Source organism: Novosphingobium sp. UBA1939, assembly GCF_002336885.1.
In the GTDB taxonomy this organism is placed as follows: domain Bacteria; phylum Pseudomonadota; class Alphaproteobacteria; order Sphingomonadales; family Sphingomonadaceae; genus Novosphingobium.
Map to the genome: position 1 here is coordinate 24,443 of NZ_DDFB01000109.1, position 12,042 is coordinate 36,484.

At 65.7% G+C, this 12,042-nt stretch carries 8 protein-coding genes; 3 read left to right on the forward strand and 5 right to left on the reverse strand.

The window, feature by feature from the left end:
- From B3547_RS13725 to B3547_RS13745, 5 genes are all read right to left on the reverse strand, one after another.
- Complete coding sequence (locus B3547_RS13725) at window positions 1-1,881, reverse strand: ABC-F family ATP-binding cassette domain-containing protein (protein WP_292964023.1); 1,881 nt, start codon at window positions 1,879-1,881, stop codon at window positions 1-3.
- A gap of 69 nt (window positions 1,882-1,950) precedes the next feature.
- Window positions 1,951-2,817 (reverse strand): helix-turn-helix domain-containing protein, encoded by an 867-nt coding sequence (locus tag B3547_RS13730; RefSeq protein ID WP_292964025.1) that lies wholly within the window; start codon window positions 2,815-2,817, stop codon window positions 1,951-1,953.
- A gap of 11 nt (window positions 2,818-2,828) precedes the next feature.
- Window positions 2,829-4,073 carry a cytochrome P450 gene (locus B3547_RS13735; protein WP_292964027.1) on the reverse strand — a complete coding sequence of 415 codons (1,245 nt, stop codon included), beginning with the start codon at window positions 4,071-4,073 and terminating at the stop codon, window positions 2,829-2,831.
- Complete coding sequence (locus B3547_RS13740) at window positions 4,073-6,307, reverse strand: TonB-dependent receptor (RefSeq protein ID WP_292964029.1); 2,235 nt, start codon at window positions 6,305-6,307, stop codon at window positions 4,073-4,075. The genes B3547_RS13735 and B3547_RS13740 overlap by 1 nt, the downstream gene beginning before the upstream one ends.
- Window positions 6,308-6,453: 146 nt before the next feature.
- Window positions 6,454-7,473, reverse strand: a complete 1,020-nt coding sequence (locus B3547_RS13745; RefSeq protein ID WP_292964031.1) for an AraC family transcriptional regulator ligand-binding domain-containing protein — start codon at window positions 7,471-7,473, stop codon at window positions 6,454-6,456.
- 121 nt (window positions 7,474-7,594) lie between these two features.
- Between B3547_RS13745 and B3547_RS13750 the strand changes: the two genes are divergently transcribed.
- From B3547_RS13750 to B3547_RS13760, 3 genes are all read left to right on the forward strand, one after another.
- Window positions 7,595-9,955: a TonB-dependent receptor gene (locus tag B3547_RS13750; protein WP_292964033.1), complete on the forward strand. Its 2,361-nt coding sequence runs from the start codon at window positions 7,595-7,597 to the stop codon at window positions 9,953-9,955.
- Window positions 9,956-10,043: 88 nt separating this feature from the next.
- Window positions 10,044-10,781, forward strand: coding sequence for an SDR family NAD(P)-dependent oxidoreductase (locus tag B3547_RS13755; protein WP_292964035.1), 738 nt, complete (start codon window positions 10,044-10,046; stop codon window positions 10,779-10,781).
- Between the two features lie 21 nt (window positions 10,782-10,802).
- Window positions 10,803-12,029 (forward strand): acyl-CoA dehydrogenase family protein, encoded by a 1,227-nt coding sequence (locus tag B3547_RS13760; protein ID WP_292964037.1) that lies wholly within the window; start codon window positions 10,803-10,805, stop codon window positions 12,027-12,029.
- The last annotated feature ends 13 nt before the right edge of the window (window positions 12,030-12,042 follow it).

Genomic DNA, 12,042 nt, shown 5'->3' on the forward strand with positions numbered 1-12,042 from the left:
TCAGCCTCCAGCCTGCGCCACTTCCAGCGCCTCGCTGGCGTCCAGCCATGCGGCCTCCGCCTCTTCCAGTTCGTCGGCCACGGTGGCGCGGCGGCGGGACAGTTCGCCCATGTTGAGCTGGGCAAGGTCGTTCGGCGCGGAAGCCGGATCGATCAGCGCGGCATCGAACGCCGAAAGCTGCTTCTGCAACCGGCCCATGCGCGTTTCCGCCTCGCTCACCTGCTTCTTCAGCGCGCGCATGTCCTCGCGCCATTGCGCGCCGGCCTTGCGTTGGGGCTTGGCGCCCTTGGCGTCGCTGGACTGCGCTTCGCGCGGCTGGTTCCGGCCCAGGATGAAGTCGATGTAGTCTTCCATCGACCCGGCGTATTCGGTCGCCGTGCCGCCATCGACCAGCACCAGCCGGTCCGCCGTCAGTTCCACCATGTGCCGGTCGTGGCTGATGAGGATGACCGCGCCGTCATAGGCGTTGAGCGCCTGTACCAGCGCCTCGCGCGCATCGACATCGAGGTGGTTGGTCGGCTCGTCGAGGATGAGCAGGTGCGGCGCATCGCGCGTGACCAGCGCCAGCGCCAGCCGCGCGCGTTCGCCGCCCGAAAGCGTGCCGACCTGCGACGTGGCGGTATTGCCCGAGAACCCGAACCGCCCGAGCTGCCCGCGCACGGCGGCGGGCGTCTTGCCGTCCATCGCCCGTGTCATGAGTTCGAGCGGGGTTGAGGCGCTGGCCAGTTCCTCCACCTGATACTGGGTGAAATAGCCGATCTGCGTCTTGCCCGAGAGGCGCATCACGCCATCCATCGCTTCAAGCTGGCCGGCCAGCAGGCGCGCCAGCGTGGTCTTGCCGTTGCCGTTGCGGCCGAGCAGCGCGATGCGGTCGTCCGGATCGATGCGCAGGTCGAGCCGTGCAAGCACCGGTGCGCCGGGGGCATAGCCGACCGCCGCCTTGTCCAGCGTGATCAGCGGCGGGCGCAACTCGTCGGGGCTGGGGAAGTCGAAGCGCATCGTCGGGTCTTCGATCAGCGCGGTGATCGGCTGCATCCGGGCCAGCATCTTGGCGCGCGATTGCGCCTGCTTGGCGGTGGAGGCGCGGGCGCTGTTGCGGGCGACATAGTCCTGCAGCTTGGCGCGTTGCGCGTCCTGCGCGGCGCGCGCGGCGGCGAGTTGCGCGGCGCGTTCGGCGCGCTGGCGCTCGAAGCTGTCATAGCCGCCGGGGTAAAGCGTGATCTTGCCGCCCTGCAGGTGCAGGATGGTATCGACCACGTTGTTCAGCAGATCGCGCTCGTGGCTGATGACGATCAGCGTGCCGGGATAGGACTTGAGGAAGTTCTCCAGCCACAGGGTCGCTTCAAGGTCGAGGTGGTTCGACGGTTCGTCGAGCAGCAGCAGGTCGGGCGCCGAAAACAGCAGCGCCGCCAGCGCGACGCGCATTTTCCAGCCGCCCGAGAAGCTGTCGAGCGGCTGGGCCTGCATCTCTTCGTCGAAGCCCAGCCCGATCAGGATGCGTGCGGCGCGGGACGGGGCGCTGTAAGCATCGATCGCCAGCAGTCGATCATGAACGTCGCCCAGCCGGTCGGGATCGGTGCAGGTCTCCGCTTCGGCCAGAAGCTGTTCGCGCTCCTTGTCCGCCGCCAGCACGGTTTCGAACGGTGTTGCGGTGCCGGCCGGCGCTTCCTGCGCGATATAGCCCAGGCGCGCGCGGCGCGGCATCTCGATCGCGCCGTCGTCGGGCTCGATTTCCCCGATGATGGCCTTCATCAGCGTCGATTTGCCCGCCCCGTTGCGGCCAATCAGGCCGACCTTGCCGCCGGTGGGAAGCGAGGCGGAGGCGCGGTCGAGAATGGTGCGGCCGCCCAGCCGCACCGTGATATCGTTGATCGTCAACATGCCGCGCGCCTAGCAGGCCCGGCGCGAAAGCCCAACGGCCTATCTCGGCCGGCTATCCTGGTTGGCGCGTCAATGCAGCTTTAACTGCCGCCAGGCGGTCGGCGGCTGGCCGGCGAAGCTGCGGAAGGCGCGGGTGAAGTGGCTCTGGCTGCCGAAGCCGAGCGCTTCCGAAATCTGCGCGACGGTCAGTTCGGTGCTGGAGAGCATTTCCTGCGCGCGCTCCAGCCGGGCCTTCATCACGTACTGGTGCGGGCTGAGGCCGGTGGCGCGCTTGAACACCCGGCAGAAATGCGATGGCGTGAGGCCCACTTCGGCGGCGAGCGATTCCACCGTGTGTTCCTCCTCCGGGTGGGTCAGCACCGCGTTCATGACGTGATGGATGCGATAGGCGGAGAAGTAGGAGGTTGGAAAGGCCGTGGCGTTGGCGTCCGCCGGGCCGCGCAGCATGTGGGCCTTCAGCGCATCGACCAGCGTGGAGACATAGACGTTCCGCTCCGGCGTTTCCGGCGCATAGAGTTCCGCCAGCACTTGCCGCGTCAGCGCCACGCCCAGCGGGTCGGAAAAGGCGAAGCGCATCCGGTGGAACTGGTCGCGCGCGGGCACGGCGCGAAGTTGATCTTCCGCGATGGACAGGGTCACGACGTCCAGCTCGCCATCGACGAGCCACCCGGTCGGGCGGCCCGAAGGAATGATCGTGGCGCAACCGGGAATCGAGCTTGCCTCGCTCCAGCCATCGCGGTCCCAGGTCTTGACGCGGGGCTTGCCGGCGATGTGGACCACGAACGTGGGGCTGGGCAGGGCGGGCAGTTCATAACTGCCGACGAACTGGCGCCAGCGCGAAAGCTGCCAGCCTTTCTCGCCGCCGCCCAGCTGGATGTCCGCGCCGCGCCCCAGCACGTCGGAGATGATCTGCTCGTTGGTCCAGCTTTCCGCCATTCGACTGCCTCTCACGCCGGCCGCAATATGACGTCGAGGTTCTTGAGCCCGTTGAGGAAATTCGAGCGGAACCGGCGCGGCGACCGTATAACCTCGAAAGACATAACCCGATCCGCGAGAATGTCGAACGCCACGCGCAACTGCATTTCGGCCAGGCGCGATCCGACGCACACGTGCTGGCCCGATCCGAAGCCCAGGTGCGGGTTCTTCGCCCGCGTGATGTCGAACCGGTCCGGCGCATCGAACACCGTCTCGTCGCGGTTGCCCGAAACGTACCACAGCACAACCTTGTCGCCCTTGGCGATCTTCCGGCCGCCCAGCTCGGTATCCGCCATGGCCGTCCGCCGCATGTGCAGGACGGGCGAGGCATGGCGCACCATTTCCGGCGTGGCGGTCTTCAGCAGTCTGCGGTCGCGCCGCAGCATGGCCCACTGATCGGGGCTTTCGGCGAAGCGCTGCACGGTGTGCGACAGCGAATTGCGCGTGGTCTCGTTGGCGCCGACGAGTACGAGGATCAGGTTGCCGACGAAATCCCGGAAGGCGATCTTCTCCCCCCGGATTTCCACGTTGGCCAGCAGGGAAGCGATGTCGTGCGAAGGCGCCGCCCGCCGCGCTTCGAACAGTTCGCTGGCGAAGGCGAAGAAATCGGCAAGCGTTGCCGCCATGGCTTCGGGGCTCTGGCGGAAATCGGGATCGTCTTCGCCCACGAAGGCGTTGGTCCAGTCATAGAGCTTGGGCCAGAGATCGGGCGACAGGCCGAGCAGTTCGCACAGCGTCAGCAGGGGGAGAGGAGCGGACAGCAGGGGCACGAGGTCCACTTCCTCACCCAGCGGGATCGCCGCGACGAGGTGCTCGACCCGCGTGCGGATGCGCGCCTCGATATCGCCGAGCCGTGCTGGTGAAACCGCCGGCATGATATGCTTACGGTACTGCGTGTGGACCGGCGGATCGCGCGAGATGAAGGGGATGCCGATCGCGCTTTCGCCCGCGCCCGTCAGCCCAACCTCGTTCTCGTTGAAAATGCGGTGGCCTCCGTTTTCGTAGGCGCTGGAGAACAGGGCGGGGTTGCGCGATACCTCCACGATGTCGGCATGGCGCAGCACCGCCCAGAAACCCGCGCCGTCGCTTTCCGGGTTCCAGTACACCGGCTCTTCGTGCCGCAGCCGGGCGAACGCCTCCCATGGAACGCCCTGTTCGAACAGGCGGGCATCCTTCAGATCGATGGGGCGGGAAGCGATGGCGCGGGCCTTGCTCATCAGAACGCGACCCTGACCGAGCCGCCGAACGTGCGCGGCGTGGAAGGCACGAGGAAGTTGTAGGGGAAGCCCGCCCCGCGCAAGTCCAGGCCATAGGCATAGGTCTGGCGGTCGAACAGGTTGTTGGCGAAGGCCTTGAAGGTGAAGCGCCCGGTCTGGAACGCGGCGCTGACATTCACCTTGGCGTAGGCGCCCTGTTGCAGTTCGGCATTGTTCTGCGTGGTGCCGGTGGCGTTGATCGCGTTGAACGGCGAGAAATACTGCCGGCTGAAATAGGCGACGGTGGGGGAGAGCGTCAGCTTGCCGGTGGCGTTGTCCATCAGCGTGGCGTCGATGCCGGCCTGGAACGTCCATTCCGGGGCGAAGGGCAGGTTGTTGCCGTCCAGCTTCGTACCCTGCAACGTCAATTGCTTGTAGCGGGCGTGGAGGTAGCCGGCGGAGGCGCTGAGCTTGAACATGCGCGAAAGGCGCGCGCTGGCCTCCAGTTCGGCGCCATAGACTTCCGACTTGGGTGCGTTGACGAGGAACGAGACCGGGCCGGGCCGCGTGTCCTGCACCTGCTGGTTGGTATAGTCGTAGTAGAACGCCGACCCGGTCAGCGTCAGGATGCCGCCGTAGCGGCCCTTGAAGCCCACTTCATAGGCGTTGACCCGTTCCGGCGCGATATAGGTGATGCCGGCCGAGGAGGTGTAGCCGCCACCGTTGAACGCGCCCGAACGATAGCCCCGGTTGTAGCTGGCATAGAGCAGCGTGCCGCCCGGCAGTTCGTAGCTCAGCGCCACGCGGCCGGTCAGCGCGCGGTTGCGCCCGTCGACGGCGTAGCGTGCCGTCGGATCATAGGCGCAGGTGCCCGCCACGCCGGCGCAGGGCACGGTCGTCGCCAGCGGCGTCTGCGCGCCGCCGATATCGCCGGCAAAGAGATAGGCATAGCCATCGCGATAAGTCGCGCGGTCCCAGGTATAGCGCGCGCCAAGCGTCAGGGTCAGCCGGTCGGCCAGCTTGTAATCGCCTTGAGCGAACAACGCGGTGGACGATCGGCGCTGGCGATAGTGCTGGAAGAAGCCGCCGTTGACTCCCGGCCCCAGCGCGCTGCCGATGTTGAAGGTGTTGTCGGTGACGACCGTGTCCCAGCCATAGAAGCCGCCCGCGACGAGGCTCAGCTTGTCGGTGCTGTAGTTCAGCCGCAGCTCCTCGCTGAACTGGTTGTACGAAGAGCGCCAGTTGATGTCGAGGATGTCCACTGGCGCGCCGTCGGCCGCCTGCTGGAGGTTCTGCTTGCCCGCATCGCGCGAGGTAATCGAGGTCAGCGTGAGGGCGTCCGAGACGTGGTAGGCCACGTTGGCGGAGATGCCGTAGGCTTCCGTACGGTTCAGGCCGAGCCGGTTTTCGTTAGTCTCGAAGAAGCCGAGGCCGGCACGCGCCGGCAGGAAGCCCTGAACGGCTGCCTGCGAGCCACGATCGCGCCCGCCATAGACCTTGATCTTCACGTCCAGCGGTCCGTCTCCGGGACGGAAGCGCAGCGTGGCGCGGCCCTGCAGGGTATCCTGCGAATTGCCGTCGCGTCCGCCGGGGAACACGTTGCGGATCTGGCCATCGCCCTTGATGTAGTTGGCGGCAAGGCGCAGGCCGAGTTCGTTCTCCACCATCGTCGTTTCCACGGCAGCCTGGGCTGTCCAGGTGTTGAAGTTGCCATAGCCGACCTCGGCATAGCCTTCGTTGTCGTGCAGCCCGGGCGCACGGGTGATGAAGTTGATCGCGCCGCCGGTGGTATTGCGGCCGAACAGCGTGCCCTGCGGCCCGCGCAGCACTTCCACGCGATCGAGGTCGAACAGGCCCATGCCGTGCGCGGTGCGGTTGGCGAGATAGACGTCATCGAGATAGACGCCGACCGGCGAGGCCTGGTTGGAGTTGTATTCGTTGGCCACGCTGATGCCGCGCAGGCTGAAATTCGGTTGAGTCGAGCCATAGGGGCTGCTGATCTGCAGGTTGGGCACCGCCGATTGCAGCGCGGCGGAATTGGTGATTCCTTTTGACGCCAGGCTGTCGCCGCCGATGGCGGAAATGGCGATCGGCACTTCGAGCACCGACTGTTCGCGCCGCTGGGCCGTCACCACGATCACGTCCTGCGCGGAGGCGCTGTCGCTGGCGCCGTCTCCAGCCGTTTGCGCAAGGGCGATGGTCGGAAGCCAGGAGGCACCACCCAGCAACAGGGCGGTGGCGAGGGCGGTGCGCATTCGGATTTCTCCCATGGTGTTCGCAGCCGGCTGGCCCGGCCTGCATCTGAAGAAACCCTATATCTTCGGGAGAGCGCTTTGCCGTTTCACAGGGTTGCGCCGGGATTTGACAATTCTTGCTGGTGTGAGAGCCGGTTTTGCCGGGGTCACAGCTGGGCGCGGATCGCCTTGCCGCGCAGGATCAGGGCGCGGGCGCCGCTGTCCATGTGCCGGCGCAGGAACCGGCTGGCGGCGCTGGCCTCGCCATAGCCCAGGCGGTGTGCGAGTTCCGACAGGTTAGGCTTTGCCTCAAGCGCGAAATATTCCCGCGCAACGCGCAGGCGTACATTGGTAAGAACATCGCCGAAGGTCATCTCGTGTGCGGCCAGCCGGCGTTGCAGGCTGCGCCCGCCAAGTCGCAGCAGCGCGGCGGTGCGCTCCAGCGTGGCCTGTCCGCCCGCCAGATGCGCGGCGACAAGTTCTTCCACCTGCCGCACGAAATCGCGCACGCTGGGGCGCATGGTCGCGGCGAGCTGGCGTTCGAGATAAGCGAGCAGGTGCGCGTTGCCGTTGGGATTGGTGCGTTTCATCTCCTCGCGGCGGATGACGACGGCGGAACGGTCGGCGCCGAAAGTGGTGGGGCAGCGAAAGAAGGTACGGTGGAGGTTGAGGTTGCGCGGCGGCGGATGGTCGAACTCGACGCGCACGGGGCTCCAGTCGGCCCCCAGCACGAGCCGCAGGATGCGAACCTGCAAGCTGAGCGTGGCCTCCACGAACTGGCTGCCGCCGAAACGGGTGGGAATGGTGACGAACTGGACGAGCGCGATTTCGTCCTCGGTTTCGATGGAGCGGACGCCCAGCGCATCGCTTTCCAGATGCAGAAAGCGGTTCGAGACGCGGATCGTTTCCCCCACCGTCGGGCAGTGGCCCCAAAGCAGGCTCAGCGGGCCGTAGCCGTTCAGGTTGCACCAGGATGCGAAGGCCACGCCGATTTCCGGGCGGTTCGCCATGATCGCGCAGATCTGCATGATATCGACCATGGCGTGCGCGGGCACGGTTTCCCGCGTCGCACTCGATTGCACGATCGACCAAAGTTCGCGGTCGAGAATATCTTCCAGCGGTATGCCGGTAAGCCGCGCATACCGGACGAATTGCTGCATGGACGATGGATGCGCGACCGGCGTCATAAACTCTCCTGTCGCTATTGGTCATGATCGTGGCGTGATATGTCAAGATTTAATCGCAGGATTGAAGCAGACTCCATCCGTCTGATCCGGCGTAGAGCGGATAGTGAGAGAGGTAGTAAGCATGAAGGCAGTATTCCTTGCCGGCGTTGCCGGCATGGTCGTTTCGTCGGTTGTAGCAACGCCCGTGATCGCTCAGGAAAGCACGGCGGATAATCAGGGCGCCGGGCTCCAGGAAATCGTCGTCACCGCGCAGCGTCGCGCCGAAAATCTCCAGAACGTGCCGATCGCGATCACGGCGGCCAGCGGCGAAGCGCTGGCAACCGCCCGCGTCGAGAACATCTCCAACATCCAGGCGGTCAGCCCGTCGATCACGTTCCGCGCCACCAACATTTCCAGCTCCACGGCCAACGTCATCATTCGCGGCCTAGGCACCACGGGCAACAGCCGCAGCTTCGAAGGCTCGGTCGGCGTGTTCATCGACGGCGTGTACCGCACCCGCGCCGCCGCCGCGCTGCAGAGCTTCCTCGATATCGACAACCTTCAGGTCCTGCGCGGTCCGCAGGGCACGCTGTTCGGCAAGAACACCACCGCCGGCGCCTTGCTGCTTTCGTCGGCCAAGCCTTCGACCGATCGCATGGAGGGCCTGTTTGACGCCAGCTATGGCAACTACAACACCTTCACCGTGCGCGCGGCAGGCAACGTGCCGATCAGCGATCACGCGGCGTTCCGCATCGCGGGCGTGGTCTCGCACCGCGATGGGTTCTACACGAACCCCACCAATGGCGAGCACCTGAACGGCGATTCCACGCAGGCTATCAAGGCGCAATTGCTGTTCGAGCCGACGCCGGACCTCACCATCCGCCTGATCGGCGACTATTCACACGGCGGCGGCAACTGCTGCTATGCGACTTCGGACTTCAAGAACGGCCCGACGCAGCCGCTGGTCGACCTGCTGACCACGCTGAACGGCGGCAAGGTGCCTTCGCGCAAGCTGTCCGACTTTCAGCAGACGCTGAACGGTAATGGCCGCCAGACGATCACCGATTACGGTGGCACGCTGCAGATCGAGGCCGGCCTTGGCGGTGGCACGCTGAAGTCGGTAACCGCGATCCGCAAGTTCAAGCTCGACCAGCGCGACATGGACCCGGATTTCTCGGGCGCGGATATCTTCCGCTACTACGAAAACTTCGACAGCCGCTTCATCTCGCAGGAACTGACCTACAACACGAAGATCAGCGCGCTGAACGCCGATGCCGTGTTCGGCGGCTTCGTCTCGGATGAAAAGCTGAAGATGGGCCGCACGCTGCCCTGGGCTTCGCAAGGGCAGGCCTACTGGAACGCGGTACTGGGCGCTTCGGGCATTCCGGCCGGCACGGTTAACGCATCCGTCGGCCCGTGGGCGGTGGAAGCGATGTCGGGCAAGGCGCGTTCCTACGCCGGTTTCGCGCATCTCGATTTCGCGCTCGGCTCGAAGGTCAACATCATCGCCGGCGTGCGCTATTCGGTCGAAAAGAAGCAGGGCGCGTTCCGCAATGCCTTCTTCTCGCCGTTCCCGAACACCGTGTTCACGGTTCTCGGCCTTGGGCCGAGCCCGAACTATGACAAGACCCGGACTGACAAGGCGGTCAGCGGGACGCTGGGCATCCAGTACCGTCCGGTCGACGATGTCATGCTCTATGCCACGTACAACCGCGGCTTCAAGGCGGGCGGCGTGAACATCGACGCGAACGCGGCGGGCACGCTGTTCAACAACCCGACCGTGTTCAACGCGCTTCCGCCGCAGCTTCAGGGCCTGATCCGCCTGATCAGCCCGACATCGACCGTGTCGACGCCGCTCGATCCCACCTACAAGCCGGAAAAGGTCAACGCCTATGAAGTGGGCGCCAAGTTCCAGTACCTGAACCGGCGCGCGCGGACCAATATCGCGCTGTTCTACTACGACCTGTCCGATCTCCAGATCGCGCAGTTCGTGGGGCTGCGCTTCACCGTGCTCAACGCCAAGTCGGCCAAGGACTATGGCGTCGAAGTCGAGAACCTGTTCCAGCTTTCGAACAGCCTGACGCTGGGCATCGACGGCACCTGGATCCCGCACGCCAAGTACGCGAAGGATGCCTCGATCGATCCGGTCCTGTCGGATTCGCGGTTCCGCTTCGCGCCGAAGCTTTCGGCCAACGTCGCGCTCAATCTCGATCAGCCGCTGAGCGACAACCTGAACCTGACGGGGCGTGTGCAGTACCAGTACACCAGCCGCCAGCTCATCAGCACCGCGTCGCGTTCGGAACAGGGGCCGGTCAGCTTGGTCAATGCCAACCTGGGCTTCAAGATTCCGAAGTGGAACCTGCTGGTCGAAGGGTGGGTGCAGAACCTGTTCAACCGGACCTACTTCACCCAGTCGTTCCCGACGCCGCTCCAGACCGGTGACGAGAACGGCTATCTCGGCGCGCCACGTACCTACGGCCTGCGCTTGCGCGCCACGTTCTGACGCGTGATACCCGATCGGCGGGGTGCGGGACGGGATCGTCCGGCGCCCCGCTGACGGGAAGAGAGGGCCGGCAAAAGGAGAGGCAAGGATGCCTACAGATACCGACTTTTCCGGCAAGACCGTGCTGGTCGTCGGCGGTTCCAGCGGCATCGGCAACGGCATCGCCCAGGCATTCCGCGCCCGTGGCGGGAAAGTCCACGTCTGGGGCACGCGGGCATCGGTGGACGAGTACGATCCGGGTGATGGGTCGGACCTGACGGGCCTGGGCTATTCCTGCGTCGACGTGGGCGATCCCGACGCCATCGATGCGGCGGCGTTGCCGTTCCCCTCGCTCGACGTCCTGATCCTCTGCCAGGGGACAGTCGTCTACAAGCGCGGCGAATTCGAGCGCGCCGGCTGGGACAGGGTGATGGCGGTCAATCTCGACAGCCTGATGCATTGCGCGCGCAAGTTCCGGCCGCAACTGGCCGAGAGTCGCGGCGCGGTCGTGATCGTCAGCTCGATTTCGGGGCTGAAGGCCAATATCGGCAATCCGGCCTATGCCGCGTCCAAGGCGGGCGCGATCAGCCTGACCAAATCGCTGGGGCAGGCGTTCGCGGCGGACGGCATCCGCGTGAACGGGTTGGCGCCGGGGCTGGTCGATACCAAGCTGACCAAGGTGACCACCGCGCATCCGCAGCGGCTCGAAGGGGCGCTGGCCGCCATTCCGCAGCGCCGCATGGGCACGCCCGAAGACATGGCCGGCGCGGCGATCTTCCTCGCGTCGCCGCTGGCATCCTACGTCACCGGCCACACGCTGGTGGTGGATGGCGGCCTGTCCCTCTGAAACAGCCGGGAGCATCCCCTCATGCAGTTTGACCATACCGACAAGGTGAAGGGGCTGATCGCCCGGCTCGAAGGCTTCATGGACGAGCACGTCTATCCGAACGAAAAGGCCTATGCCGATTTCGTCCACGATCAGGCGAACCTCTGGCAGGAATGGCCGGGGATGGAGGCGCTGAAGGTCCGCGCCCGCGATGCCGGGCTGTGGAACCTGTTCCTGCCGCACGAATACGGCGCGTTCTCGCCGGGACTTACCAATCTGGAATACGCGCCGCTGGCCGAGATCATGGGGCGCGTGCCCTGGGCCAGCCAGGTGTTCAACTGCTCCGCGCCCGATACCGGCAACATGGAAGTGCTGGCCAAGTTCGGCAGCGCGGCGCAGCAGGAGCGCTGGCTGAAACCGCTGCTCGATGGCGAAATCCGTTCGGCCTACGTGATGACCGAGCCCCAGGTCGCCTCCTCCGACGCCACCAATCTGGAACTGTCGATCCGGCCCGAGGGCGACGAATACGTCATCAACGGCCGCAAGTGGTGGATTTCCAACGCGATGCACCCGCGGTGCGACATCTTCATCGTGATGGGCAAGACCGATTTCGATGCGCCGCGCCATGCGCAGCATTCGCAGATCCTGGTGCCCCGCGATACGCCGGGCATCACGGTGGTGCGGCACCTGACGGTGTTCGGTTCGCACAATTCGCCGGGCGGCGAGGTGGAACTGCGCTTCGACAACGTGCGCGTGCCGAAGGAGAACCTTATTCTGGGCGAAGGGCGCGGGTTCGAGATCGCGCAGGGCCGGCTGGGGCCGGGGCGCATCCACCATTGCATGCGCTCGATCGGTCAGGCGCAGCGCGCGCTGGAATACATGGCGCGCCGGGCGGACAGCCGCGTCGCGTTCGGCCGCAAGCTCGCCGACCAGAGCAGCATTCGTCAGGACGTGGCACGCAGCTTCTGCGAGATCGAGATGGCCCGCCTGCTGACGCTGAAGGCGGCCGACGCGATGGATCGCCACGGCAACAAGGTGGCGCGCGACCTGATCGCGGCGATCAAGGTCATCGCGCCGCAGATGGCGCAGACCGTGGCCGATCGCGCGATCCAGGTCCACGGCGGCATGGGGGTGAGCGATGACACCCCGGTCGCCCACTTCTTCACGCTCAACCGCTACGTGCGGATCACCGACGGGCCGGAGGAAGTCCACATGTCGCAGCTCGGCAAACTCAAGATTGCGGAATACGTCGCTGCCAACGCGCGCTGAACCGGGGAGGGCA